Genomic DNA, 25069 nt, shown 5'->3' with positions numbered 1-25069 from the left:
CCTCCTTCGGTCAGAGTGCGGCGATCCGGGTGGTGGCCAGACCGTTGAGCGGTGAGCTGGTCAGATGGCGCTGAAGGTTGTCGCTGAAGAACGCCACAGCGTCGTTCATGTAGGTGCGCGACAAGGTGGCGCTCTTGGGCGTGAGGACGACGTGTTGGTGTCGCCGCAGGCGGTCGTCCAGCGGCAGGGGTCTCGGCTGGGTGACGTCCAGACCCGCACCGCGTAGGGCGCCACTGTCCAGTGCGTCGAGCAGCGCGGCGTGGTCGACGGTGGAGGCCCGGCCGAGGTTGAGGAACAGCGCGCCTGGCCGGAAGGCAGCAAATGTCGCGCGGTCGAAGAATCCGGCCGTATCAGCGGTCGCCGGTAGGAGATCAACAACGACCTGGGCAGCGCCGACCGCCTGGTAGATCTGATCGGGCGGCATCCAGGTGATGCCAGATGCACGGCGCGACGGCGGATTGCGGCGGATGCCAATGACATGCATACCGAAGGCGCTGGCAGCGCGAGCAAGATGAGAGCCGATGCTGCCGCAACCGACGATGGTCATGGTGGCTCCCGCCAGGTCGAAGAAGTCGTCGACGAGGTCGTCCTTCCACCAGGGCTCTGTCTGTTGCAGGCGGGCGCTGGTGAATAGGCCACGGGAGAAGCCGAGGATGAGGCCCATGGCGTGCTCGGTCATCGGGCGGCCGTGGAACCCGTAGGAGCGGGTGACAGCGATCCCCGCGGCCTCTGCCTCAGCGATCGGCAGGTGATCTGTTCCGGCAGCGGGCGAGGCGATCCACCTAAGGTCCGGAGCGGCGGCGAACCAACTGGAGTCAAATCGCCAGCCGAAATACACGTGGGCGCCAGGCAACTGGTCGGGGACGGTCTCGGTGGTGGCGACGCGAAAGTCCACACCGGGAAACGCAGCGCGTAGTGCGTCAGTCTGGATCGCGGACAGGCGCCAGAAGAAATGCGGGGACTCCAGACAGGCCAGAACCACGGGGCGGCTCATCGTGGTCCGCCGATGGTCGCTGGAGCCGGGACAAGAGCCCAGGGCGCCTGTTCGGCGAGCAACGAGCCGATGGTGGCCAGGTAGTCGTGCCGCTGGGTGAGCAGCGCGGTCCCGGCTCGAACCAGGCGTATGCGGTCACGCGGCATGACCGTCAGGGCCCGCTGGATCGCGGCAGCCAAGGAGGTTGGGTCGCCCGGAGCAGCTGTGAATCCGGTCCGGCCCTCCAGGACGGTTTGGAGGAGGCCGCCCGTACGTGTCGCTACCACCGGCCCGGCCTGCGCCGCGAAGGCTTCCAACGGAATCCGGCCGAACGGTTCTTTGCGGGACGGCACCACCACGGCCCGCAGCGCGGGGCTGTGCAACCAGCTACGGATGGCGGGGCTGAAGTGCGTGAGCAGGGTCGCGTCCAGCCCGAGTTCGCCTATCGTGCTGGCTAAGTGGGCTTGGTCCCGGTTTTCGCGCTGCCCCGGCGTGGTCGCCGCCAACACCAGGTGGGGAACTCGGACGTGCTGGTCCCGCAGAATTTGCAGGGCATACAGCAGGTCCTGGAATCCCTTCTCCGGCACGGGACGCCCAAGGGCAAACAGGAAGCCACCCCGAGCACGGAGGGGAAGTGGCAGAATCGGCGCCATCTGATGGGGCTCCTCCTGCAGCAGCAACCCATTCGGCAAATCCACGATGGCTGTGGCGGGGACCTTGTAGGTGAACTTCAGGTGCTCGTTCATGTGCCGGGAGATCGCCCCGATCCGGCTACCGCGGTTGGCAGCCGATTCAAGACCGGCCCTCTCCCAGCGGATGCGCTCCTGGTCCTCGGGGTGAGCCAGAGCGGCCGTGGAGCGCGGAACCAACAGCAGATCCACGCCCTTGGGTGTGTACGGGGCGAGGCCAAGGAATGGTACGTCCAGGCCAATCAGGAGGCAGCGGTCCGACCGGGCGGCGATGGGGGCGCTCTCCTCCCCGACCAGTCCGCACAGGTTCTCACTGCCGCGTACCGAATCGGTCAGCGCATGCCCATTCGGGATCGGGAGGATCTCGGCGCCCGCAGCGTCCAACATCCGGTGGACTTGGGCGGCCCACTGTCGGTCGTGGCCCGGGTGCCCGGTCGGGATGTGCGCGGGCACCACGGTGAGGCGGCCAGGCGGTAGCAGCCGGGTGAGTGCCGTGAGGAAGGCGCGGTTACTGAATCCACTCCCCGAACTGGCTCCGTAGAAGCCCTCGTGCAGGGCGACAATCACGCGGGGCTGCCGGTCGGAGCCGGGTATGACCAGTGGGCCGACGCGGGGCCGGCCGATCAGCGGTGCCCCGATCGTCTGGGGCAGATGGATTTCTGGCACGGTGTCTCGCCTCCTTCGAGGACGCAAGTGCGGGCGGGCGCGGGTGTGATCAATGGCTGCGATGGCCGAGGGGGTCTTCAGGACAAATGGCGAGCTGGCACCAAGCGCGGGTCGCATGCCTCCCGATGTCCAGGGACCAAGACGTCGCCATGGCTTGGACGATGCCCAGGCCCCGACCGGATTCCGCCGCGTCCGCTGGCCAGCCAGTACTTGGTGCGTCGTTCCTGCTGTCGCAGCCGCCGTCGGTGACCGTGATCTCGAAATCCACGATGCGGCTGTGCTCGGCGGTCCAGTCCAGGCAGAGCACGAGCGGCGGGCTGCCGGACATGAACGCGTTGGTGGCCATCTCCGACACAGCCAGTCGGGCGTCGTCCCCCGGCTTGTCTGGGCCTGCGCTGAGCAGGGCGACCGTCACAGCACTACGGGCAACGTTTGCCACAAGCGGAGTGAACGGCAAGTCCATCCGCAGGTGTCCCGACGTACGGGCTGCAGGGTGCGGTTGCTCAGGTTTGGGCTCGGGGGCACTGCACGGCCGGCTGCGGGAGATGTTCGCGTGGCGCTTCAAGACCTTGGTCCCCTCTCCCTCAGCGGCGAAGGTGACGCCCTTCTGCCCTGGACTCCAGGACACCGGATAGGGGCCTGCTGGCGTCAGCCGATCAATCGGTCAACTCGGTCAACTTCCGTCAAGGGGTGGGCAAGCGGTGGCTGGTGGGCATGACGATGGACAAGTTCCGGATTCGGGATCCTCTGGAGGACGTGGGGTGGTCGGCGGTGGGTGCGCGGTCCGTACAGCCGAACGCGGTCTTGGTCGCCTGTCTGGAGGAGCTGGGCTGGAGCCCGAAGATCCTGGCCCGCAAGCTCAACCGGGTATTCGGCCCGGGAACGGTGGCCGAGTCCGCGCCGTATCACTGGCGTGATACCTCAGCCCTGCCGCGCTCTCCGCTGCCGGCTATGGCCGCGTACGTGTTATCCCAAGACTTGGGCAGAGTCATATCGGTGGCCGAGCTATGGCAGGGACGTGCGGCGGACTCTCCAATGCTCGTCCCCGCCGATACCGATCTCGCGCGGCCCTGGACGGTTCAGGGCTTGGGAAGCATCGTGGAGGACTGGGTGCTCGGAGGACTCGTCGACCGACGCCGCTTCCTGGCGATCTCCGGCTCCGGCCTGATCGCCGTAGTGGCCCAATATCTGGACGGCACCGCCGGACGTGGCACCTATACGCGCCGCATGGCAAGTGCCTCGGGCGCCGACCCGTTGATCGACCAAGTCGAACACCACCTCCCGCTCTTGCAGATGCTGGACGACGAGCACGGAGGGGCCCGGCACCTTCCCTACGTCGGCGCCCAATTCCGGGCCGTGGGTCTGCTCGTCCACGACGGAGGACACTCCGAGACGGTGCTGACGCGGCTAGTGCGGGCTCTGGCTGAAATCGGCCAACTCGCGGGGTGGATGGCCTTCGACGCCGCCGACCACGGTCTGGCTCAGCGGTATTTCGTCACGGCACTGCGCGCTGCTCACCAAGTCAACGACCTACCGCTGTGCGCGCACATCCTCGCCGACCTAGCCTTCCAGGCCGCCAGCAGAGGCCACCCCGCCGACGCCATCGCCCTCGGCGAAGCCGCCCGCCGGGCCAGCGACGCGGCCCCGCTCGCAGTGCGAGCCTCGGTCCTGTCACGGCTCGCATACGCCTATGCTGCTGCCGGCCGCGCAGCCGACTTTGCACGCACCCGCTCCACCGCCCGTGAACTGATCGAACGGCGTGGTGGAGGCGAGGACGAACCGCGCTGGATGTACTTCCTCACCGACAACCACCTGGACTGCCAGGCGGGATACTCGCTGATCCAAATGGGACGCACCCAACAGCGTGACGGCTCCAACGCATCCGCAAAATCAGTCCTCACGCAGGGCTCCGACCTACTGGAAACCGGCGCCCACCAGGTCGTCCGGGGTGACCCCAGCCAGCGACGGGGCCTATTCGAGGGAGCCTGGCTGGCGCTCGGCCACAGCGCACGGGGTGACCTGGAACTTGCATGCCAGGTAGGCCAAGCCGCAGCCGACCGCCTCGACGTTGTCCGCTCCCCGCGTAGCACCGCCCTGCTCCAACAACTGGCCGCTGACCTACGCCGACGCCAGCGCAATCCCTACGTCAGCAGCTTCCTGCCCGTGCTAGAACAAGCCCTTGCCCAGAATGCGCCAGCTTCTGGGCCATCCCGCTAGAGTCCGGTTCCATGACCCGAAACGAGCGCGTTGTTGTGGTCGGGGCCGGTGTCTCCGGACTGACGACCGCCGTCCTGCTGGCCGAAGCCGGGGCGGCAGTGGAGGTGATCGCAGATCAGCTGCCTGGACCAACTTCGCTGGCAGCGGGCGCCATGTGGGGGCCATACCTGGTCGAGCCCAAGGACAAGGTCGACCAGTGGAGCCGCGACTCCTTGGCCGAATTCGAAACACTGGCATCGGACCCGGCCACCGGTGTCCGGATGACCAGCGGCATCGAAGCCTCCCGTCATGCCGAGGCCGCGCCCGACTGGGCCACTGCCCTGCCTGGCTTCCACCCGTGCGATGCCGCCGAACTGCCCGAGGGATTCGCTTCCGGCTATCGATTTACCGTGCCGTTGATCGACATGCCGGTCTACCTGGACTATCTCCAGCGGCGGCTGCAGGCAGCCGGGGGCGGCGTCGAGCAGCGCACCTTGCGCTCGCTCTCGGAGGCCGGCCCCGCTTCGGCGATCATCAACTGCGCTGGCCTGGGCTCCCGGGCGCTGATTCCTGATCCCAACGTCAGGCCGATCCGCGGCCAGCACGTCGTTGTCACCAACCCAGGGCTGACCGAGTTCTTCTCCGAGGACACCGGAGCCTCGCCTGACCTGCTCTGCATCTACCCGCACGGTGACACCGTGGTTCTCGGCGGTACCGCCATCGACGGAGACACGAGCCTCGATGGAGATACCGAAGCCGCAGCGGGCATCTTGACCCGCTGCATCGCGGTAGAGCCCAGGCTCGCGAACTCGCGCGTCCTCGAACACCGGATCGGCGCCCGCCCTACCCGCGATCGCGTCCGCGTCGAAGCCGCGCCTCTCCCAGACGGCACGCTCTTGATCCACAACTACGGTCACGGCGGCGCTGGGGTCACCCTGTCCTGGGGCTGCGCCCGCGACGTCCGCAGGCTGTGGACAAGGAAGTGATCTTCAACTGAGAGGTCGCGGACGGGCAAAGACGGCTGGGGTGCAACGGTCAGCGCGCTGCAGCGTTGAATTTGGCGATCTTCTCCGGCAGTTCGGCGAGCGAGTCAATCCGCATCGTGGTGATCCGGTCGGCATCGGGATCACGTTGCTGGATGGTGCCCCACGGGCCGCGCCGGATCAAAGCGGTGAGGAGACCGGCCTCGACGGCCGGGCGAATATCGTTGTCGAGTCGGTCTCCCACGTACAGGATCTCGCCCGCTTCGGCCGGGGTCGCGTCGATGACGTGCTCGAAGAACTTCACATCCGGCTTGGACGCGCCCCAGTCATCGCTGGTGGCGATCATGTCGGCAGGCAGGTCCAGGCCGCGCAGAAGGCCGCCGGCGCGGACAGTCTGATTCCCTGCGATGCCGACCCACAGCCCGACCTCGCGCAGCGCGGTGAGCGCAGGCCGCACGTCGGCGTACAGGTCGTCTTCGCCGAACCACTCCGGCTTTCCCGCCGCAGCACGCTTTTCTCGCTCCTCGGTCAGGGCGAAGCCTGGCCGGAACTCCTGGAACGTCTCTCGATAGTCCCGACCCTGCGCGATGACAGCTCCGAACATCGCGGCGAAGGTATGCCGGGGAACTTCCAACCAGTCCGCCCACGTGCCGTACTCGCGGGTCTCGTTAACCAGGCATTCACCAACGTCGAACACGACAGCACGAATCATGAACGGCAGCGTATGGTTTTTCGGCAACTCCGCAACGCGCTCCCGATGGCACCGAGCGGATGGCTCCCCGTCCCAGCGATGTCGTCCACATCAGGTCGTCCCGAGAGGGACAGTTGCTGAGTGCAAGGGGGTGGAGTGCATCACGTCCCAGCGGTAGACCCGACTCTCGCGGCGTAGCTCGACCAGCTGGACTTCGCGGACGGTGAACTGCTGCGGCTCTACGTTGCGTAGTTCTTGGATCTTCTTGCGGACGCGTGAGGCTTCTGTCTCTTGATTGCAGTAGGCGACGCCTAGATGCGGGCGGAAGTCGTGCGTTGGTTGGTGCTGTTTGAGACCCGTGTCCACGCAGGCGGTGGCCAGAGCTTGGTGGAGCGCGAGCAGCGGCGCCCATGGGGCGAGGCTCAGCCGCACGGCTCCGCGAGAGCCGGCCACCGGGACTGCCTGGAGATCGAACGCAGGGAGCGAGCGACACCGGGACTGGGCGGCTGACACGAGATTCTTCAGGGTCTGCTCGGTGACGTCGTGCTGGTCACCGATGCGGCAGATGGTGATGTGCAGGCCCTCAGTCGGGACGATGTCGAAGCCAGCGCCCTCCAGCGGCTCCTGACAGCGCCGGGCCAGTTCCGCGACCTTCGGTGCGTGGTCCACGGTGAGGAACCAGTAGTAGCGCCGGGTGTTCGGCCCCCAACCTGGCCGCTGCCAATGGTTGCCCATTTCGGACAAGCTGGAGAAGGCGGCCCATTCATGCTCGGCGATCGCGTGTGGATCCGTCAGTGACGGAGGCCCCTCGGCGGGAAAAGTTGCAGATCGGGCCGAAGGCTGGACTGGATGCACCGAACTCCTCCGTGATGTTCCATTTACGGCGGAAGGGCTGGGTCGCAAATGGCATACGAGGCTGGCCGGGACCGCCATGTACGCAGCGCCTCTGCATACTCCAGCATCTCCGGCGGACGCGGCTGCTAGCGCAGCTGCGCCGCCTTCCCTGGGCGCCTCACCCAGTCAGCGCGGCGATGGCCGCCAGCAAATCGTCCAGGTTGCGTAGATCGGAGAAAACGATGTCTGCCCCGGCCGCCAAGAGCTCCTCGCTCGTCGTCTTTCCGGATGCCACGCCGATGACGGGTGCACCGCCGAGCAAGCCAGTCCGTACGTCTTCGAGCGAGTCACCGATGATGACGGTGTTTGCCCTGGTGAACTCCACACCGTGCTTAGTCTGGGCTCGGCTCTGGGCGATGCGGACGAGTGCGGGACGGTCATGATCATCGGAGGCGAAGCCGCCGATGTCCATGTCGACGTAGGCGTCCAGCTCGAATGCGCGCAGCTTGATCATCGCGTTCGGCTTGAGGTTGCCGGTGACCACCGTGGGGATCAGTCCAGGGGTCGTTTGGACGGCCCGCAGAGCGTCTTCCGCTCCCGGCATGAGCGTGCCCGTCCGCTTCATCTCGGCTGCATAGCCCGAGAGGTACTTCGGCAGAAGTTCCACCATGGCGGGGAGGAGGTCGGGGACCGATTCCGCAGGCACGCCGTTGGTCAGCAGCAGCTCGCGGATGGCAAGGGGCATGGTGACGCCGGTGCCCCGCGCGGGCAGCTGCTCGGCCGGGCGGCCGACGACCTCGGCGAACGCCTCGCGGTAGACCTGGCGGTCGAAGTCTCCGACATAGAGCAAGGTTCGGTCGATGTCCCACAGAATCAGCGACGGGTTGGCCACAGTGTCAGGTCTCCGTCCGCGAGACGGTGGCAGCGCGTTCGATCACGTCGTGAGCGTACGCGTTGGGCCCGGCGGTCCTGAGTTCGGTGGTCAAGGAGGTGAGGTGGTCCTTCAATCGAGCGGATTGCAGGTGTTCGGCATGCGAGATGGCTTCGTGGGCGGTGGCGCAGGCCGCTTCGATATCGCCGGTGCGCACCTGTGCCGTGGCAGCTCGGGTGAGAAACAGAGCACGGGTACGCCGATCGGCCGGGTTCAAAGCAGCTTGTGCCGCTCCGAGGCTCTCCATGGCCTTGATCGGATTGTCGAGGTCGAGGTGGCAGCTGCCGGCCTGGCCGTGGATCTCGCCTTCGTTGATCCAGTACAACCAGTGTGGATCTTGCTCGGAGCGGCCCTTGGCGCACAACTCCGCTGCCTGCTCGAGAGCCCGCCATGCTGCCTGCTCTTCACCGAGCTTGGCGTGCCCCCGGGCTTGGCGCGTCAGCAGCATTGCGTGGAGCGCTGTGGTCCCCAACGACTTGGTCTTCTCCCGTGCGGCCTGCGCGGCCGAGACCGCGTCCCGCGGGTGCCCGGTGGAGTAGCTGTGAATGGCGAGGTAGGACAGAGCCGCCGCTCCGAGCCTGGGGTCACCGGACGCGTGAGCTGCGCGCAAGGAGGCCAGGAGGTACTGCTGCGCGAGATCGTGCTGCCCGGAGTCGAAATAGAACCAGCCGGTCTGTGCCGCAGTATCGGCCGCGATACCCGCGAGTTGGCGACCGATGGCCGCCCCGTAGGTTCCATGCTTCAAGGTCGTCGAAAGAAGTGCCAGGTGTGCGCTGCCGAGCTGCGCGAGACTGCCGCTGCCGGCACTCGCGTCCATCGTCCGCAGATGATCAATCGTGCCCTGAAGATGCAGCACAAGTGCGGCAGAAACGCTGCTGCCATCCACTGCGCGCTCCAGGGGCTCCGCATCGGCGGTACTCCAGTGATGGACATAGGCGGTTAACGCCATACCGCTCACCGCGAGGAAACTGCGACGTTCCACGGACCGGCCTCCAACCGCGTCGTTCAACGTGGCAACCATACGGCCGGCCGTCCACGGCAGCGCCGGATCCTGGTCCTCGCTCTGGGGTCGCGGTGGCAAAGGCACTGCGCGGGATGGACGTCCTGGGATCGGCACCTGGACGAGATGGCTGGGCACCTCGAGTCCACCCAGGAAGGCAATGATCTTGTCGATGTTGGTGAGCCGGCGCGAGCCGGATTCCAGCATAGAAAGGAACGCCTGACTCAGGCCCGTGAGTCCTGCGAGGTCTTCCTGCCGGAGTGATGAACGCTGACGAATCAGGCGACTGGCCAGGCCGAAGTCCCAGGCTGCAAGGGCACCCTGGACTGCCGGATCGCGCCAGACCCTGGACGGAACGCGCGGCAATTCCGGCACGAGAGCGGCCTCAAGCCGTGTGCAGGCCGCACACCGGTCGGCGTCGTTGTACCGGCTCAGCAGACCGTCACACTGCACGCACCGGCGTCCGACCTCGGCGGCCATTCCAACCTCCTGCCGGCGGACACGCGGATGAGCGGTGCAGCCTTGAGCGAATGGATATCACTCCCGCGATATCACCCAGCGAATGTGCAGAAACCCCGATCCTCACACATGGTTGATGGGCCGTCACTAGTGCCTCAACCCGTGAGCCGACAACCTCACGACCTCTGGGGCTCGCGATCGACCTCAGGGGGTCTGATGCTCACCACCGGACAGTCGGCCCAGCGACTGTCGATGTCGATGTCGCCGGAACCACGATCCGTGGCCTCGGTACGGCGGCAGTTGGCTGACGATCTCCACTTGTGGCATACCGACGACCTCGTCGATAGCGCCCAGTTGCTGGTGAGTGAGGCCGTTACCAATGCGATCTGCCATGTCGACGGAGTGATGGACGTGGGCGTGGTGGCCATCTGGGAGCCCCCCATCCTGCGGATTGAGGTCCACGATGCGGACCCGACACCATTGCCCGCACTGATAGGACCGGACTCGACGGTGAGCAATGGGGGCCGTGGCCTGTCCTTGATCGACGCGCTGGCATCGGCCTGGGGATGTTCGTTTCCTTCAACGGGCGGCAAGTACGTCTGGTTCGAACTTCACAGCCCGTAGTCCAGGGCGCAAAGCCTCCCTGCCGCGGACGCTCCACGGGCGATTTCCTCTCGCCCGACGGCCCGCAGTGAGGGAACGACCGCCTCCTCGCACCAGCGAGCGAGGCGGGGGACGTAGGTCTTGGGCATCGATCAGGACGCCCACCCCTGTAGGGCCTGCGTCCTTCCGGCCGTCCCGCACTCTCCAAGATCGCGCGAGTGCGGGACGGCCACCCAAGGCCCTTGCCCGTGGCCGAGGGCCGGCCCCCAGACGGTGAGCCCCGAAACATTTCGTCCTGGGGTCCGCTGATCGCATACCCGGAAGGAGGAGCTCTTGTGGCGCTGAGCGTCTCGCTGGTCATTCTGCTGCTGATCGTTGTCGTCCTGCTGATCCGTCAGAAGGCCGTGAAGCCGGTTCCCGCGGTGGTGTGTGCGCTGCTCGGCTTCGAATTGGCTAGTTCCCGGGCTGCGCCGGCGATCACGAAGGGCGTCGCGAACCTCGCCAGCGTGATCGCCGGCCTGCACTTCTAGACCGGCCGCCCCCGGTGGGCCGGGCGCTCAGCTGCTGGTGCACCCCCACGGCAGTAGCTGAGCGTTCGCCCCCGGGGACGGCCCCCTTTCTCCCCACTCACCGTCGACCCGAGGACCGACTGATGATGCAGATTCCGCAGCTTCTGGCTGCGTGCCAGACCAGCAACTCGGCGGCGGGCGTAGCTGCGGCCTGTCTCCTGGACGGCGCTCGCGGACGGGTCACAGCCTCCAGGACCTCGTGCTCCTCGTCCCGCTCGTTACGGCGAGTCCTGACTGGCTGGGTGGGCTGATGCGGGGCGGAGGTGCGTCATCCGGCCGGGGTGAGTTCCGGCCCGTCTATCACCCCGCGGGCCATGATGCCGAGCTGCGGGTGGCGCTGGAGGAGGTGGGGACGGGCCGGTGGATGGCGATACGGGATCTGCTGGCGCGGACCGGGACCCAATGGGACCTGCGAACGTCGCGTTCCCAGGTGCTGGCGGCAGCAGCGGCGAGGTCGGGTGTGGTGCAGGCGTGGCTGGTCGAGGAGCCGGGGAGCGAGGACGCGCAGGTGATGCGGGCCCGGGTCGCGGTGGAGCGGGCCTTGCACGCGGGCCGGGCCGGGCATGGCAGCACCGAGGCGCTGGCGTGGGAGGCGCGGGAGGCGTCCTTGATCGCGGCCGATCTGGCGCGGGCTGATCCGGTGCCGTGGGTGTGCCTGCTGGCGTTGGCGCAGCTGGATCGGGGGCTGCGGCGGGTGGAGCATCGGGTGCGGCCCACGGAGCCGATGTTGCCGCTGGGGCCGTGGCGTCTGCTCGATCAGGTCAATGCCCGTGACCCGTGCAGCCGGGAGGCATATCACCGGGTGCTGCAGTTCCTGCACGCGCAGGCAGTTGGCTCGCAGGCGGTGGCTCTGGATTTCGCGCGCTGGGTGGGTTCGTGGGCGCCGCCGGGGACGGCGGTGTCGGTGCTGCCGCTGTATGCCTATGCCGAGAACTACCGCAGCCAGCGGGCTCGTGGTGCAGAGGAACGGCTGATGCGCCGGCAATGGGGCCAAGAACCCATCGTCCTCGATGTGCAGCGAGCTCTGAACGGCTGGTTCCGCCATCCGCTACCCGTGGCCCGGTCGGTACTGGATCTCAACTACCTCGCCCATGCCCTATGGGCGGCCCACCAGTTCACCGATGCCGCAGAGGTGTTCACCGCGCTGGGACCGTACGCCGCCCGGCTCCCGTGGGCGTACGTCACCGACGACCCGGGCCGCCCAGATCTGGCAGAGGCGGAATTCGTACGAGCCCGCGGCCAGGCGCTGGCCGCCACCGAAGACGCGGCCCGCGCCGGTCCGCACCGCTGACCCGCCGCCCGCCGTCGCCACGACCGCAACCCGACCGCCCCAGCTCAGCGCCTCTTCTATCCCTTTTCTCCTCTCCACTCTTGTTCCGGAGGTCCTTCCATGTCCCCCACGCCACGATCCGGCCCTACCCGGTTGTCGGATGATGATGCCCTGTTGCGCGATCTTGGCTACGAGCCGGTCCTCACCCGGAGGATGGGGGCGTTCGGCAATTTCGCCATCTCCTTCTCCGTCATCTCGGTGCTGTCCGGGTGCATGACGCTGTACGGGTTCGGGATGGGCGCGGGCGGCCCGGCGGTAATGTTGTGGGGCTGGATCGTGGTCGGCGCGATGGTGATGTTCGTCGGCGCCGCGCTTGCCGAGGTCACCTCCGCGTACCCGACCTCCGGCGCCCTGTACTACATGGCCGACCAGCTCGGCGGGCGCCGCTGGGGCTGGTACACCGGCTGGCTCAATCTCCTCGGGCTGCTCGGGGCGATCGCCGGTATCGATTATGGGTGCGCGTTGTTCATGGGGGCGTTCGCGAACCTGCAGTGGGGGTTCGGGCCCACCCCGCAGTCGATCATGGTGATCTATCTGGTGATCCTGGCCGTGCATGCGGCGTTGAACCTGTTCGGTGTCCGGCTGGTCAGCGTCTTGAACTCCATCAGCGTGTGGTGGCATCTGGCCGGTGTCGGGGTGATCGTTACCGCGTTGACGCTGGTGCCCGCCCACCATCAGTCGGCGCACTTCGTGTTCACGACGTTCGTCAACGGCACCGGCTGGCACTCCAACCTGTACGTTGTGATGATCGGGCTCCTGCTGGCGCAGTACACGTTCTGTGGCTACGACGCCTCCGCGCACCTGTCGGAGGAGACCACCGATGCCCAGACCAGCGCCCCGCGTGGCATCGTCCGCTCGATCGCCTGGTCGTGGCTGGCGGGGTTCGTGCTGCTGGCCGGTCTGACGTTCGCCATCCAGGACTATGCCGGCACCCAAGGCTCGGCGACCGGGGTGCCGCCCGCGCAGATCTTCCTCGACGCCCTGGGCACCTCCGGTGCCAAGGGCCTGCTGCTGATCGTGATCGTGGCCCAGCTGTTCTGCGGAAACGCCGAGGTCGCCGCCTGCTCCCGGATGGTCTTCGCGTTCTCCCGCGACGGCGCTCTGCCCGGCTCCCGGCACTGGCGGCGGGTGAGTTCTCGTACCGGCACGCCGACCCGGGCGGTGCTGCTGTCGGTGACGGTCGCCGCGCTGCTCGCCCTGCCCGCCCTGTACAGCACGGTCGCATACGGGGCGGTGACGGCGATCAATGTCATCGGGATCACGCCCGCCTATGCCATCCCCATCTATCTGCGGCTGCGCGCTGGTCGCCGCTTCACTCCCGGCCCGTGGAACCTGGGCCGCTGGGGCGTACTGATCGGCTGGGTGGCCGTGGTCTGGGTGGTCTTCGTGACGGTGCTGTTCTGCCTGCCGCAGACCCGCCCCGAGCACAGCCTGGTCTCGGTGGCCTCCTTCAACTACGCGCCCATTGCGCTGGTGGTCGTGCTGGCGCTGGCCGCGTTCTGGTGGCGCATTGCCGGGCGCGGCTACGAGGTTCCTACCGTGGCTGCGGACCGGGAGATGGCGAAGCTGGAAGCGGAGATCGTCTGATGGCCGGCACGACCGCGCGCAGCGGCCCCGCGTCCCGCCCGGACCTTCTGCCCCAGGTGGCGGGCGGGCGCCGCCCGACCGGCCAGCTCACCCTGGCCCAACTGCGCGACCACGTGGCTTCCGGCCGGATCGATACCGTGCTGCTCGCCCTGCCCGATCTGCAGGGCCGGCTGAAGGGCAAGCGATACCACGCGCGGCACTTCGTCGACCGCGTTGCCGAGGGCGGTGCGGAGGTCTGCGCCTACGTGCTGGCCACCGACATCGCCATGACCCCGGTCGACGGGTTCGAGCTGGCTTCCTGGCAGACCGGCTACCAGGACCTGCGGGTCATCCCCGACCTGTCCACCGTGCGGGTCCTGCCCTGGATGCCGGGTACCGCGCTGGTCCTCGCCGACGCCGTCGACCCCGACGCGCATCTGGTCGAGGTGTCCCCGCGCCGGATGCTGCAGCGCCAACTGGCACGAATCGCCGCCCAGGGCCTGCAGGTCAAGACCGGCCTGGAGAGCGAGTTCGTCCTCTACCGGGGCACCTACGCGCAGGCCGCCGCGTCCGGCCACCACGGTCTCCAACCGATCACGGCGGAGAACCTGGACTACGCCCTGGACCATGATCCGGGCACCGATCGGTTCTTCCGGCGCCTTCAGGCGGCCCTGTCCGGTGCGGGTCTGCCGGTCGAGGCGATCAAGACCGAGGGGGCCGCAGGTCAGGTCGAGGTGACTTTCCCGTACGGTGACGCGCTGGCGGCTTGCGACGGGCATCTGGTTTTCAAGCATGCCGTGCGGCTGATGGGTCAGCGCGCCGGCATGGCACCGACCTTCATGGCCGCTCCGGTCACCGGCACTGCCAGCGGCCTGCACTTGCACGTGTCCGTGTGGAAGGACGGTCATCCGGTGCTGGCGGGCCCCGACGGCAGCCTGTCGCAGCCGGCGGAGCAGGCCATTGCGGGGCTGCTCGATGCGCTGCCCGGTCTCGCGCCGTTGTACGCACCGAACGCCAACTCCTACAAACGGTCCGCGCCCAATTCCTTCGCGCCGGCCCACTTCACCTGGGGTATCGACAACCGCACCTGCGCGGTGCGCGTCGTCGGCCACGGCGACGGCCTGCACCTGGAGATCCGGCTGCCAGGCGCGGACGCCAACCCCTACCTCGCCCTCGCCGCCACCCTGGCCAGCATCACCCACGGGCTCGACCACGAACTGAAGCCCCCACCGCCGTGCACCGGCAACGCCTACGACACCACCGACGCGCCGCCGCTCCCCACCACCCTCGATCACGCGCTCACCGCCTTTAACCAGCACCCGGTCGCTCAGCGGGCGTTCGGCACTGCCGTGGTCGCGCACTATGCCCGCCTCGGGCAGGTCGAAGACGCCGCGCACCGCTTCGCCGTCACCGACGTCGACCGGCACCGGTGGTTCACCCGCGCCTGAGCGGGCACACCCCCCGCCCGCACCCGCTGGGGACGCGATCACCCCAAGCAATTTGGAGTCACCCCGTGGAATCCCCGCAACCTTTCGACCCCAACTGGCGGAAGACGGCGTGCCCCTGAGGCCGAACCTGACCCCGCCACCGCCTGCCGCTTCGCCACCCCATCAGGTGCCCGTCGCCGTGCCACCCCGGGCGCGCCGTCGTGGCCGCAGGCAGCGTCGGAGGCCGATCCCCGTGCCTGGATCCGCGCACACCACGTGGCCAGGAGGGGGTGACCGGGGGTGAGTAGTGCTGAGGTCACCGCGGTGCTCTCCAGCGTCGCGTTCGCCAGCATTGCGCTATTCGCCACCGCCAGCTGCTTCGCCCAGAGCCCTGGCCAGCCTCCACCGCCCGCCGACGACCAGGACGGCGAGCCGGCCCACTTGTCGGACAACGGGTCACCCCGGTAACCACCACCCCGCCCTTCTACTCCGTATTGACCAAGGACCCTTGTGACCGACATGCCAGCTCCGGTGCGACGATTTGTCGTCTCCGTCATCGGATCGTTCACGATCACCGCCGAGCGCTCCTGGGCAGGACCGGGCCGTCCGGCCGTGTGGGAAATCCAAGCCACCAGCGGGCGCCGCCTGTTCGTGAAGGACCATGCCGGCCCCCAGGGCTACAGCCGGGAAACCTTCGCCTACCGGTACTGGACGGCAGCCCTCGGCACGGGCCGGGCCCCGACCCTCCTGGCCGCTGACCCCGTCACTCGGGCCATTGTCCTCACCTCCGTCCCCGGTCGCAGCCTCCACGACCTGCCGCTGGAGTTGGACAGCGAGTGGGAGGCATTCCGGCAGGCCGGAGAACTCCTCGCCAGCCTCCACGCCATCGCTCTCCCCGCGCCAGCCGACCGCGCCGACGAGGCCGGGTGGGAGGCGGAGGCAGCCACGATGCTCCGCAACGCGGCACGGATCCTGCCCCCTCACGATGTCGCCATGCTGCGCACCCTCACCCAGCAGCCGCCCCCGCCGCTGCCCGAGGTCGTGGCGCACGCGGACTACGTGCCCCGCAACTGGCTCTGGGACCCGCATGCCGAGCGCCTGCACATCATCGACTTCGAGCGGACCGGCATCGAAAGCGCCGCCCGCCGGGATCTGTCGCGGCTGGAGTACCGGGTCTTCGCCCGACGGCCGGATCTGCGCTTCGCGTTCTACCAGGGCTACGGGCGGGCACTGACCGACGGTGAGCGCCGGTCGTGCTCCGCGTACGCCGCCCTAGACGCCGTGAGCGCCCTGCGCTGGGGCCTGGATCATCACGATGATGAAGTCGTCCAGCAGGCCCTGACCATGCTCGACGCCCTGCGCGCCGAGCACGCCACCACTGTCAGTTGCGGCGAGGGGGAGGTGAGCGGCGCGTGAATGTCTTCGAGGGCAGCGCCGGGTACTACGGCCGCTACCGGCCGGGCCTGCCACCAGAAGCCGTCGCCCTGTTGGCGGGGGCGGGCTCCCCATCGTCCCGGCCGCGACGGCTGCTTGATCTGGGAACTGGCACGGGGCTGGCGGTGAAGGCCCTGCTGGACCGGTTCGACGACATCATCGCCCTCGACACCGACGTGGAGATGCTGGCGATCGCCGAGACGGACCTGCGGTGGCGCCTTCCCGCCGGCGTCCGGCTGTCGCTGTGCCACGGTGCGGCCGAGGAGTTCTTGCCGCCGCCGGGCTGGCGGGCGGACCTGGTGACGATCTGCCGCGTCTTCCGCTGGCTCGACCGGCCTGCCGTCCTGGCCCGCCTCAACCAGCATGTGGCGCCGGATGGGGCGGTTGCGGTCCTGGCCGACCGCAGCCTGTGGACGGCCACCAACCCCTGGCAACAGGCGGTACGCAGCGTGGTCCAGGACTTCCTCGGACCCCAACGGCGCGCCGGAAGCGGCGTGTTCCCCGCTACCCCGGAGCCGTTCGGGCAGACGCTGCGGGCCTCCGCGTTCAGCGACGTCACCGAGAGCTTTGTGCCGGTGCGCCGCGCCTGGTCCGCCGACGGCGTCCTGGGCTACCTGTACTCCACCTCGTTTGCCGCACCGCACCTGTTCGGAGACCGGCGCGACCACTTCGAGGCGGCGGTGCGGCAGGTCTTGGGCTGCTTCAGCGACACCGACACCTTCATCGAGGACAACACCTTCGTCATCCACCTCGGACGCCGACCCGCCTGAACGGCCCGCACACGACATGGACAACCGACCATAGGGAGTAGGGGGAAACGGATGGTTCACCGAACCGCAATCGGCGTCCACCTGGTGCTGATCCACGGCAACCGGGTGCTGCTCGGCCGTCGCACGCCGACCGGCTGGGAGGACGGCAGTTGGCACGCCCCTGCGGGACCTTTGGAGCGGGGCGAGTCGGTGCTGCCGGGCCTGGCCCGGGAAGCCAAAGTGGAACTCGGCATCGTAATCGCTGAGGAGGACCTCGACCTGGTCCACGCCCTGCGCGACTGCGACGCCGAGGACGGGCAGGGCCGGTTGCAGTTGTTCTTCCAGCCGCGACGTTACGCGGGCGTGTTGATCAATGCCGAGCAGCACGAGTGCGCCGAGTTACGGTTCTGGCCGCTGGATACGCTGCCGAAGCTGCTCGTTGCGTACACGGCCGTGGCCCTGGCCGCGGTCCGGGCTGGCCGGCCCTTGTCCGTGGTCGGGTGGCAGGGATGACCGGCCCCGCCGACGGCCGACGGCAGGTGGTGGAGATGCTCGCCGCCCGATACGGGGTGCGGGCCGAGAGCGTGGAGCGGGAGGCGACGGGAACCGAAACCCGCAACGCCCGCGTGCACTTGGCCGGCGGCGCCCGGGTCTTCGTCAAACGCTACCGCCACGACACCGATACCACCGCCGTGCGATCCGCCCTCGCCTTCGCCGCGTACTGCCAAGAAGCGGCCGTGCCCACGCCCGGGATCTGGTGCGACCGCGACGGCGAGCCCGTGACCTGGCACGCCGAGGACGCGTGGTGCGTCATAGACGAGGTGGCCGGACACACCGCCACCACACCCCTAACGGTGGCGCGCGCGGAGAGCATCGGCGCGACCCTCGGACGGCTGCACCGCGCCGCCGCCAAATACCCGGGCCCCCTGCGGCGCCGTCTCACACCCTGGCGTGACCAGAGCCCGGAACCCGTAGCAGCCACCTGCGAGCGCCTGCAAGGGCACCTGCGGGAACAGCCGGGCCCGACCGGAGACCTGCGGTCCGACCAGCTGGCCCAGCGCCGGGAGGATCTCCTCACCCACAGCCGCCTGTTGCAAAAGGCCCTGCCCGATCATCTGGCCGAGCAGGCGCTGCACGGTGACTTCACCCGCCCCAACATTCTCATCGCACACGAGCAGGTCACGGCCGTCATCGACTTCCAGGCCCTGTCCGGGCCGGCCGCCTGGGAACTGGGCCGGATCGCCTTCGACCCACTGACCGTCGCCCACTCCGCGACCTGGCAGGACACCGCCCTGGTCACGATCGGCGCCTACCGCGACGAGAACCCGGGCATACCAGCCGCCGACCTGATCGCCACCGCGCGCGTCGCCCTGCTGTATTTCCTGTTCAGCACCTTCGGCGCGGTCACCGACGACCTCGACGTGCCAGCGGATGTCCGGGCCGGGCTGGGGGCGTACTGGAACGACAAGAACGCCACCGTTAGTCGACTGCTCGTCGGGCTCGACGCCATGGAGTACGCGCTGGCCTTCCTCACCGAGCCGAAGGCAGGCCCCCGATGACCGACCAGACCACCCAGGAATCCGCGGAGTCGCAGGACCCGCCGGACGAGGAATTGCACCTCGCTTTCGCAGGCGACAAGTCGATGGCCGCAGCACGCGCCATCACCACGCGGGCGATGGCCCGCCGCCTGCCGCAGCTCATCCGCCGCTCCCTGGCGTTAGCCTGGCAGGTCGATCGCCGGTCCGTGACCGCCCTGCTGATCTGCCAGGTCGCCTCCGGAGTGCTGGAAGCCTTTGGGCTGCTGGCCACCACCGGCACCATCACCGCCCTGATCGCCTCAGGTCACATCACCGACCGTCTCACCACCGCGCTGCCCTCGATCCTGGCCCTCACCGGGGCGATGGGACTGCGCGCGATCCTGGGCATCGCGATCACCGCCCTGTCCGCAAGGCTGTCTCCGCGGATCTCCCGCGAGGCCGAAATGAAGCTGCTGGACGCCGCGACCAACGCGGAGTTGGCCGCCTACGACAACCCCGGCTTCAACGACCGATGGGACGCCGCCGACCGGGGCGCGGAGGTCTCCCGGGACCTGCTCACCCAGTCCCAGGGCGTCCTGGCCGCAGCCGCCTCCCTGATCGCCGCCGCTGGCGTGCTGTCCGCGCTGAACCCGGTTTTACTGCCTTTGCTGGTGCTGGCGGCGCTGCCGCCGGGGCTGGCCAGCATACGGGCCGCGCGCCTGAACTACATCGCCTCGCTGACCACATCCAAGGACCGCAGGCTGCTGGGGATGCTGCGCTGGTACTTGGTCGACAAGCAGACCGCCGACCAGATCCGCTCCGGCACCATGGCTCCGTTCCTGCTCGCCAAGTACCGCGCCGCCGGTGCGCGCATCGACCAGGAGACCGACCGAGCCGCCTGGAACAGCGGCAAGATCTCCCTGCTGGGAGCGGCGGTCGGCGGCCTGGCCGCCGGGATCGTGTGGGCAGCCCTGGTGGCCCTGATGGCGACCGGCCACATGTCGGTGGCATCCGCCGGAACCGCGATCTTCGCCCTGCGCACGGTACTGAGTTCCCTGCACGGCATCGTCGGCTATGGCACCCAGCTCTTCCGCACCGGCCTGTACCTCGACGACTGGGCGGACTTCCTCGACGAAGCCGGCGGCCACCGCCTGGAGCGCGGCACCACCATCCCCACCGGCCCCACGGTGGTGCGCGCCGACCACCTCACCTACACCTACCCCGGCGCGGACCGCCCGGCCCTGGAGCACGTGAGCGTGCAGGTACGCCAGGGCGAGGTGCTGGCGCTGTGCGGGGAGAACGGCTCCGGCAAGAGCACCCTCAGCAAACTGCTCTCCGCCCTCTACCTCCCCGACCCCGACGGCGGCGGCACCGTCAGCTGGGACGGGCACAACACCCGCGACCTCGACGCGCACGCGGCCTGGTCCCGCGTCGCCGTCGTCCCCCAGGACTACGCCTCCTGGCCGCTGTCGGCCAGGGAGAACATCAACCTCGGCCAGCCGCTGCCCGACTGTGACGCCGCCGTCCACTCCGCAGCTCACGCCTCCGGCGCCGACGAGGTCATCTCCGAACTGCGCAACGGCCTGGACACCCTGCTGGCCCGCGAATGGTGGGGCGGACAGGAACTGTCCGGCGGGCAATGGCAGCGCGTCGCACTGGCCCGCGCCTTCCACCGCCCCGCCGGCCTGCTCGTACTGGACGAGCCGACCGCCGCCCTAGACCCGAGGGCCGAGCACCGGATCTTCACCGGCCTGCGGCGCCTGGCCGCGGACCGTGCCGTCGTGCTGGTCACCCACCGCCTGACCAACGTCGCCATCGCCGACCGCATCGTAGTCCTGGACAAGGGACGCATCGTCCAGCAGGGCAGCTTCTCCCAGCTCGTGGCCGAGGAGGGCCCGTTCAAAGAGCTGTGGACCCTGCAGAACGACCGGACGGTCCGTATCCCCGCACCGGCCGGCGCAATCGATGATGCCGCGCCGCAGCAGCACGCGCTGTTTTGACCGTCCCAACACGACGAGGAGGAGCCACCCATGCCCTGCTTGGCCACGGCCGGCGCCGAGGGTGGGAACTACCCGGTGGCAAGGCCGACGGGGCGGAGTCCCTCGAATCTGCCGCCGTTCGCGAACTGGCCGAGGAAACCTCCCTGATCGCCGATCCAGGCGACCTGCAGGTCCTCGCGGTGCTGCTGGACGCCACGCGCGGCATCCCCCGCCTCACCGCCGCTGTTCACATCCCTGCCTACACCGGCATTCCGCAGGTCACCGAGCCACAGCTGATCACCGAATGGGTCTGGCAGGATCCGGAACGGCTGCCTGATCCGCTGTTCACACCCTCAGCCCACGTCCTCGCCGCCTGGTGGCCCGGTCTCCTCACCGGTCTGCCGCCCGTCCACACCTACCGGATGACACCAGCCGCAGGAATCGTCGCCAGCACTCGGAACGAGGAGGAGACATGGCCGCGGGCCGCCGCTTCACATTCCGCAGATCGGAACGTGTGCCGGTGTGGTGCACTGGGGTAGCGGGATTCGAGCGTACGCTCGACTACGTGCCCCCTGAAGCCGCATCCCCTGCTTCCGAGTTTCCCGGCGATTTGGTTCAAGCGCAGCGAGAGTTGATCGCGGCGCGGGCCGAACGGCTTGCGCTGATCGCCGGGCTGCCGCACCGCACTAGTCCGATGCCAGAGCCCTACCTGGTCAATGGTCGGGTGGTTGCCGCGCACGAGGGCTGGACCCAAGAGGCGGGCGCCGCAGTGGACGCAGTTGCGGCGCGCGAGCGGGAGCTAGCAGTCCGTCTTGTGGAGCACCCTCACTGGAAGACCTATAAGGGCCATGAGGCGGTAAAGGCGCGGTTCCGCCTGCAGGGTATGGACGTCTAACTGACGTGTCAGGGCGAGTGCACGGACTTCGCGCCGGTCTGCGGCGCTGCCCGGGGGCCGCCTGTCATCAGGGCGTAGCGGCCCGCCGACTGCCGTGCGATAGACGCTGCTCTCGATCGTCTGCGCGGTGGAACCGAGGTCATGGCTCGTGATCTTGGTGTAGGCGCAGCCGGGTTCGTACTCTGGTGCGTGCTTCGGGCTCATGCTGACCACGATGAGCTGAGCGCCGGCCACAAGCAGAGCCAAGGAACGATGAGCATCGAGCATGGGAATTAACGTGGTGGACGGCGTGGAGCGGGTGACGGTTTCGACGAGCCGGGGCAAGGCGGTCGATGCGTACAAGCCCGTACGCGTCGGTGCAGCAGCGAGGCCCGGCGTTCTGCTGTGGCACGGGCTGGGGCCGAACGAGCGGGACGTCATGGGCGTTGTCGCGGAGCAACTTGCTGGCTTGGGGATCCCGGCGTTCGCTGCGGACTGGCAGTCGGACGCGAAGGACGGCGGGCAAGGGGACCTGCTCGGTTCGCTGGAGTACGTGCGGAAGCACGCTACCGAGTACGGGGGCGATGGGCGGCTGGTGACAGTCGGCTGGTCAGCGGGGGCGGGGCCGGCGGTTTCGATGGCGTTCCGTCCGGACCTGGTGGACGGGTGGCGCCCGCTGGCGGTGGTCGGTCTGGCCGGGCGCTACGACCTGGTGGCGCGTTCTTCAGGGACCCCACCGGTCGAGGAACTGGCTGGGACAACCGCGTCGCCGGTACCTGTGTGGTTGTCGCACGGGACGGCGGACGACGTTCTGGACTGGCGGGAGTCGCAGAAATTCGCGGGGGCAGTTCTCGATCGGGGATGGCCGGTGCACTGGGAGCCGGTGGACACCGATCACGCGGGGATTTTGGGTATGGAGTACGACGTGGCGGCGCAACGGTGCGTGCCGTCGTGGTCGGAGGGTGCCCAGCGAGGTCTTCGGGCCGCGGTGCGGCTGGTCGAATCGGCGGTGCGCGGCGGCGAGGCCCTGTAAATCCACGTGCCCCCCGACCCGCGGGTTTCCGGGTCGGGGGGCAGCTGACCTGAATTGACGTGCTCAGGTGCGATCCAATGCGGGCCAGCCGGCTGCGGGCGCCAATGAAGAGCCAGGTGCTGCGGCAGCAGCCGCGGCCTGGCTCTTGAAGTGGGCGGCAATGCGCAGAAGGAGCCGCATCTCCTGTGCAGCGGTGTCGGCCGGCACCCGGGCGTCGGCGTACTCGACCGGGGTCGTGGCCGGGTGACCTTCCTGGTGGGCGCGTAGCGCATGGTGGATCTGCTCGGCGGTCACCGCGGCGGCGCATTCAGCAGCGGGGAGTTGCGCGTGGCGGGTTTCGGCGGAACCGCGGGCGCTGGCGCCCAGGTATGGCCGGAGTTCGATCATGCCGTCGCGGATCTCGGTGCTGCGCCGGTAGAGGGCGAAGTTGATCGATCGCAGGCGCAGGAAGGTGCTGCGCTGGGGCGGGGCTTCGACGGCGGTGATCTCCGGGGAAGCGGCGCGGAGGGCTTCCCACAGGGGACCGAGGCGCTGGTAGGTGTAGTGCTCGTTGGCCCATGTGTAGGTTTCACGGGCGCGGTCGACGAGGGTGGGCAGGAGATAGCCGACGCTGGTCAGGAGCGCGCCGAGGTCGCCGCACAGCCACGCAAGATCGAGCCACTTCACGTCGGCCATGCCGAGGAGGTTCGCGGAGCGGATGATGCTCTGGCCAATGGTGATGAGGGCGCCCACGGAGATGATGCGCAGGCTCCAGGCGACCCAGGGGACGCCCACGCGGCGCGCGAGTTTCCAGCACTGGATCGTGAGGTACGCCTGGGCGGCGGTGTAGGCGGTGATGTAGATGCTCAGGTACGAGGCGTAGGACCACTCACGAACCTGATAGGTGGAGAAGTCGTCGATGGGGATCTGGAAGAACGTCACCATCAGGCCGGCGATGACGACAGCGCCGGCTGCGAAGAACCACTTCGCCGCGCGGCGGGCTCGGCCGGGGGCGTAGGCCCAGTAGGCGATGACGCTGGTCTGGCACGTGCACACCAGCACGACCCAGCTCATAGAGAGCGGGACGGCAATGTTGGCGACGCCGAAGGTGCTGTCGATGCGGGACCAGATCGGCGGCATCTCGATGATGAAGCTGACGGCCGAAGCCAGATAGGTCAACGCCAGCAGCAGGAGCGCCGGATTCGTCTTCGTCTTGTTGCTTTTCAGACCCCAGAGCAACAGGACGAATCCCAGGCTGGATATGGCCAGGCAGTAGGGGTGCAGCGCGCTCACTGTGCGTTGTTCTTTCTTCGTATGAGGGTTTGCATGACCCGGTCCGCGTCCGCCCCCTGCGTGGCAGGAGTGCTGTTCCTGTGGCGGACGTACGTTTGCAAGTAGGTGCCGATGATCTCGGCTTCCAACTCTTGCTCGTCGTCGTACCGGGCCCGGCAGAGAACCATCTGGATCAGTTCGGGGTCGAGGTCTCCCAGGATGATCCCGGCCGCGGAGGCCGGAGCCACCTGATTGCCCCGATGTCCCTTGAGAAGGTGACCGAACTCATGGGCAATGATGTGATCTTGGTGAGACGGGCTAGTGCCCGGGTCGTAGCCGATGTAGTTCACACCGGCGACCTTGACCACCAGGCCGCAGGGGGTGCCCCCATCGGCGGGCATGGTCGGCGAGATGATGACAGGCTCGCCGATCAGCTTCTCGACGTAGTCGTGCAGCTCGCGAACGCTTTCGACGCGAGGAAGATCCAGAGACCGGACGAAGCTACGGCACTTGTCGAGGACTGGCTGCGCCAGTGTCGATTCCTCGTCTCGGCCGGTGCGGCGTGAGCGGCGCCTCATGGATCGCTCCTCGTGCTGATTGTCAGATGGCCCCCGGATCGCCTTTGGTCGGGGTGTGCGGTTCGGCCGGCAACCCTTCGGCTAGGCGGAAGTTTTCGATGAAGGACTTGACGGTGGATAGGCCCGCGTCGCTGAGACCGACCGCCCGCATGGCGATGCTGGTGACGCGCGCGTCCTGGAGGCTTTTGAGCATATCCGCGCTCACCCCATGCTGATTCAGCCGGGCCAGCTCGTCCAACTGCGCCATCAGGGCCTCGGGGGCATCGCCTTCGCTCATCCGCCGGGTAAATCCGGCGAGCTGCTTGTGCAGGGTCTCGGGGGTCGCCCCGCCGGCTTTGAACCCATTGAGTTGGGCGATCAACGTGTCCACGACCTTGGCCGTGGCGGCGTTGGACCAGTAGTCCCGCGGCACCCCGAAGAAGTCCGCGAGCGAGTCCATATGCTTCTTCGTCGGGTTGTCGGCCCGACCCGTACGCAGCTGCCACATGTAGGTGTTGGAGAAGCTGGGAAGGCCCTGCTCCTCCAGCATCTGCACAACCTGCGGGCTGCTGAGCGGCCCCCGCGGGTCGTGAGTGCACAAGAAGTCCAGGCGCTCGGCGAAGGTGCTCCTGGCAGGCAGCTCGTGCGCCTCGTCCGGAGTCTGCGTTCCGTGGGTATGGGTCACGGTAGCTCCTCCCCTTCGATATTCATCACGGTTGATACTCGTAGACAATCTGTTCGATCTTCTGTCTAGGATA

General features: G+C 68.2%; 26 protein-coding genes. 16 read left to right on the top strand and 10 right to left on the bottom strand.

Features of this window, described 5'->3' with window-relative positions; translation table 11 throughout:
* Positions 1-10: 10 nt before the first annotated feature.
* Genes O3W51_RS31690 through O3W51_RS31680 form a run of 3 tightly spaced genes read right to left on the bottom strand, consistent with a single transcriptional unit; the run spans position 11 to position 2743 of the window.
* On the bottom strand, positions 11-994 hold the full coding sequence (locus O3W51_RS31690; RefSeq protein WP_269287871.1) for a D-2-hydroxyacid dehydrogenase: 984 nt from the start codon (positions 992-994) through the stop codon (positions 11-13).
* The gene (locus tag O3W51_RS31685; RefSeq protein WP_269287870.1) at positions 991-2445 is read right to left on the bottom strand and encodes a glycosyltransferase family 4 protein; all 1455 of its coding nucleotides are present in this window, start codon (positions 2443-2445) and stop codon (positions 991-993) included. Before O3W51_RS31685 ends, O3W51_RS31690 begins: the two co-directional genes overlap by 4 nt.
* A complete protein-coding gene (locus O3W51_RS31680; protein ID WP_269287869.1) occupies positions 2378-2743 on the bottom strand; it encodes an ATP-binding protein in 366 nt (121 codons plus the stop codon). Before O3W51_RS31680 ends, O3W51_RS31685 begins: the two co-directional genes overlap by 68 nt.
* Before the next feature lie 299 nt (positions 2744-3042).
* Between O3W51_RS31680 and O3W51_RS31675 the strand changes: the two genes are divergently transcribed.
* On the top strand, positions 3043-4545 hold the full coding sequence (locus tag O3W51_RS31675) for a carph-isopro domain-containing protein (protein WP_443048359.1): 1503 nt from the start codon (positions 3043-3045) through the stop codon (positions 4543-4545).
* A gap of 11 nt (positions 4546-4556) precedes the next feature.
* Positions 4557-5510 carry an FAD-dependent oxidoreductase gene (locus tag O3W51_RS31670; RefSeq protein ID WP_269287868.1) on the top strand — a complete coding sequence of 318 codons (954 nt, stop codon included), beginning with the start codon at positions 4557-4559 and terminating at the stop codon, positions 5508-5510.
* Positions 5511-5559: 49 nt separating this feature from the next.
* Here the strand turns inward: O3W51_RS31670 and O3W51_RS31665 are convergent, their stop codons facing one another.
* From O3W51_RS31665 to O3W51_RS31650, 4 genes are all read right to left on the bottom strand, one after another.
* The gene (locus O3W51_RS31665) at positions 5560-6219 is read right to left on the bottom strand and encodes an HAD family hydrolase (RefSeq protein ID WP_269287867.1); all 660 of its coding nucleotides are present in this window, start codon (positions 6217-6219) and stop codon (positions 5560-5562) included.
* A 90-nt stretch (positions 6220-6309) separates the two neighbouring features.
* Positions 6310-6933 carry a 2'-5' RNA ligase family protein gene (locus O3W51_RS31660; RefSeq protein WP_269287866.1) on the bottom strand — a complete coding sequence of 208 codons (624 nt, stop codon included), beginning with the start codon at positions 6931-6933 and terminating at the stop codon, positions 6310-6312.
* 277 nt (positions 6934-7210) lie between these two features.
* Positions 7211-7924 carry an HAD family hydrolase gene (locus O3W51_RS31655; protein ID WP_269287865.1) on the bottom strand — a complete coding sequence of 238 codons (714 nt, stop codon included), beginning with the start codon at positions 7922-7924 and terminating at the stop codon, positions 7211-7213.
* A gap of 4 nt (positions 7925-7928) precedes the next feature.
* The gene (locus tag O3W51_RS31650) at positions 7929-9443 is read right to left on the bottom strand and encodes a helix-turn-helix domain-containing protein (protein WP_269287864.1); all 1515 of its coding nucleotides are present in this window, start codon (positions 9441-9443) and stop codon (positions 7929-7931) included.
* A gap of 195 nt (positions 9444-9638) precedes the next feature.
* Between O3W51_RS31650 and O3W51_RS31645 the strand changes: the two genes are divergently transcribed.
* The 14 genes from O3W51_RS31645 to O3W51_RS31580 all read left to right on the top strand — a co-directional run bounded on the left by O3W51_RS31645 (position 9639) and on the right by O3W51_RS31580 (position 22503).
* On the top strand, positions 9639-10046 hold the full coding sequence (locus O3W51_RS31645) for an ATP-binding protein (RefSeq protein WP_269287863.1): 408 nt from the start codon (positions 9639-9641) through the stop codon (positions 10044-10046).
* A 314-nt stretch (positions 10047-10360) separates the two neighbouring features.
* A complete protein-coding gene (locus tag O3W51_RS31640) occupies positions 10361-10555 on the top strand; it encodes a DUF2304 domain-containing protein (protein WP_269287862.1) in 195 nt (64 codons plus the stop codon).
* A 370-nt stretch (positions 10556-10925) separates the two neighbouring features.
* Positions 10926-11885 carry a hypothetical protein gene (locus O3W51_RS31635; RefSeq protein ID WP_331284104.1) on the top strand — a complete coding sequence of 320 codons (960 nt, stop codon included), beginning with the start codon at positions 10926-10928 and terminating at the stop codon, positions 11883-11885.
* A 99-nt stretch (positions 11886-11984) separates the two neighbouring features.
* Complete coding sequence (locus tag O3W51_RS31630) at positions 11985-13511, top strand: amino acid permease (protein WP_269287859.1); 1527 nt, start codon at positions 11985-11987, stop codon at positions 13509-13511.
* Positions 13511-14938, top strand: a complete 1428-nt coding sequence (locus O3W51_RS31625) for a glutamine synthetase family protein (RefSeq protein ID WP_269287858.1) — start codon at positions 13511-13513, stop codon at positions 14936-14938. Before O3W51_RS31630 ends, O3W51_RS31625 begins: the two co-directional genes overlap by 1 nt.
* A 279-nt stretch (positions 14939-15217) precedes the next feature.
* Positions 15218-15385, top strand: coding sequence for a hypothetical protein (locus tag O3W51_RS31620; RefSeq protein ID WP_269287857.1), 168 nt, complete (start codon positions 15218-15220; stop codon positions 15383-15385).
* A 51-nt stretch (positions 15386-15436) separates the two neighbouring features.
* Positions 15437-16333: an aminoglycoside phosphotransferase family protein gene (locus O3W51_RS31615; protein ID WP_269287912.1), complete on the top strand. Its 897-nt coding sequence runs from the start codon at positions 15437-15439 to the stop codon at positions 16331-16333.
* Positions 16330-17121 (top strand): class I SAM-dependent methyltransferase, encoded by a 792-nt coding sequence (locus O3W51_RS31610; protein ID WP_269287856.1) that lies wholly within the window; start codon positions 16330-16332, stop codon positions 17119-17121. Before O3W51_RS31615 ends, O3W51_RS31610 begins: the two co-directional genes overlap by 4 nt.
* A 51-nt stretch (positions 17122-17172) precedes the next feature.
* Positions 17173-17613 carry an NUDIX hydrolase gene (locus O3W51_RS31605; RefSeq protein ID WP_269287855.1) on the top strand — a complete coding sequence of 147 codons (441 nt, stop codon included), beginning with the start codon at positions 17173-17175 and terminating at the stop codon, positions 17611-17613.
* A complete protein-coding gene (locus tag O3W51_RS31600) occupies positions 17610-18659 on the top strand; it encodes a phosphotransferase enzyme family protein (protein ID WP_269287854.1) in 1050 nt (349 codons plus the stop codon). Before O3W51_RS31605 ends, O3W51_RS31600 begins: the two co-directional genes overlap by 4 nt.
* Entirely contained in the window at positions 18656-20617 is a 1962-nt protein-coding gene (locus tag O3W51_RS31595) for an ATP-binding cassette domain-containing protein (RefSeq protein ID WP_269287853.1), read from the top strand. Before O3W51_RS31600 ends, O3W51_RS31595 begins: the two co-directional genes overlap by 4 nt.
* Positions 20614-21135, top strand: a complete 522-nt coding sequence (locus O3W51_RS31590) for an NUDIX domain-containing protein (RefSeq protein ID WP_269287852.1) — start codon at positions 20614-20616, stop codon at positions 21133-21135. The genes O3W51_RS31595 and O3W51_RS31590 overlap by 4 nt, the downstream gene beginning before the upstream one ends.
* Before the next feature lie 26 nt (positions 21136-21161).
* Positions 21162-21491: a hypothetical protein gene (locus O3W51_RS31585; protein WP_269287851.1), complete on the top strand. Its 330-nt coding sequence runs from the start codon at positions 21162-21164 to the stop codon at positions 21489-21491.
* Positions 21492-21768: 277 nt separating this feature from the next.
* Positions 21769-22503: an alpha/beta hydrolase gene (locus O3W51_RS31580; RefSeq protein WP_269287850.1), complete on the top strand. Its 735-nt coding sequence runs from the start codon at positions 21769-21771 to the stop codon at positions 22501-22503.
* A gap of 63 nt (positions 22504-22566) precedes the next feature.
* Here the strand turns inward: O3W51_RS31580 and O3W51_RS31575 are convergent, their stop codons facing one another.
* The 3 genes from O3W51_RS31575 to O3W51_RS31565 are packed head-to-tail and all read right to left on the bottom strand — an operon-like array spanning position 22567 to position 24996.
* The gene (locus O3W51_RS31575) at positions 22567-23775 is read right to left on the bottom strand and encodes an MAB_1171c family putative transporter (RefSeq protein WP_269287849.1); all 1209 of its coding nucleotides are present in this window, start codon (positions 23773-23775) and stop codon (positions 22567-22569) included.
* Positions 23772-24332, bottom strand: coding sequence for a hypothetical protein (locus O3W51_RS31570; RefSeq protein WP_269287848.1), 561 nt, complete (start codon positions 24330-24332; stop codon positions 23772-23774). Before O3W51_RS31570 ends, O3W51_RS31575 begins: the two co-directional genes overlap by 4 nt.
* Positions 24333-24354: 22 nt before the next feature.
* Complete coding sequence (locus O3W51_RS31565; RefSeq protein ID WP_269287846.1) at positions 24355-24996, bottom strand: hypothetical protein; 642 nt, start codon at positions 24994-24996, stop codon at positions 24355-24357.
* Between the last annotated feature and the right edge of the window lie 73 nt (positions 24997-25069).

The organism is Streptomyces sp. H39-C1 (genome assembly GCF_027158125.1).
Lineage (GTDB): Bacteria > Actinomycetota > Actinomycetes > Streptomycetales > Streptomycetaceae > Actinacidiphila > Actinacidiphila fildesensis.
Note: the sequence above shows the minus strand (reverse complement) of the source record. Positions and strands in the feature narration are given on the sequence as shown.

Coding starts and splice junctions, on each gene's coding strand:
- O3W51_RS31650 (WP_269287864.1), bottom strand. CDS start 9,443: ATGGCCGCCGAGGTCGGACGCCGGTGCGTGCAGTGTGACGGTCTGCTG.
- O3W51_RS31600 (WP_269287854.1), top strand. CDS start 17,610: ATGACCGGCCCCGCCGACGGCCGACGGCAGGTGGTGGAGATGCTCGCC.
- O3W51_RS31570 (WP_269287848.1), bottom strand. CDS start 24,332: ATGAGGCGCCGCTCACGCCGCACCGGCCGAGACGAGGAATCGACACTG.
- O3W51_RS31630 (WP_269287859.1), top strand. CDS start 11,985: ATGTCCCCCACGCCACGATCCGGCCCTACCCGGTTGTCGGATGATGAT.
- O3W51_RS31665 (WP_269287867.1), bottom strand. CDS start 6,219: ATGATTCGTGCTGTCGTGTTCGACGTTGGTGAATGCCTGGTTAACGAG.
- O3W51_RS31605 (WP_269287855.1), top strand. CDS start 17,173: ATGGTTCACCGAACCGCAATCGGCGTCCACCTGGTGCTGATCCACGGC.
- O3W51_RS31660 (WP_269287866.1), bottom strand. CDS start 6,933: ATGGGCAACCATTGGCAGCGGCCAGGTTGGGGGCCGAACACCCGGCGC.
- O3W51_RS31625 (WP_269287858.1), top strand. CDS start 13,511: ATGGCCGGCACGACCGCGCGCAGCGGCCCCGCGTCCCGCCCGGACCTT.
- O3W51_RS31645 (WP_269287863.1), top strand. CDS start 9,639: ATGCTCACCACCGGACAGTCGGCCCAGCGACTGTCGATGTCGATGTCG.
- O3W51_RS31595 (WP_269287853.1), top strand. CDS start 18,656: ATGACCGACCAGACCACCCAGGAATCCGCGGAGTCGCAGGACCCGCCG.
- O3W51_RS31615 (WP_269287912.1), top strand. CDS start 15,437: ATGCCAGCTCCGGTGCGACGATTTGTCGTCTCCGTCATCGGATCGTTC.
- O3W51_RS31670 (WP_269287868.1), top strand. CDS start 4,557: ATGACCCGAAACGAGCGCGTTGTTGTGGTCGGGGCCGGTGTCTCCGGA.
- O3W51_RS31690 (WP_269287871.1), bottom strand. CDS start 994: ATGAGCCGCCCCGTGGTTCTGGCCTGTCTGGAGTCCCCGCATTTCTTC.
- O3W51_RS31685 (WP_269287870.1), bottom strand. CDS start 2,445: ATGCGACCCGCGCTTGGTGCCAGCTCGCCATTTGTCCTGAAGACCCCC.
- O3W51_RS31675 (WP_443048359.1), top strand. CDS start 3,043: ATGACGATGGACAAGTTCCGGATTCGGGATCCTCTGGAGGACGTGGGG.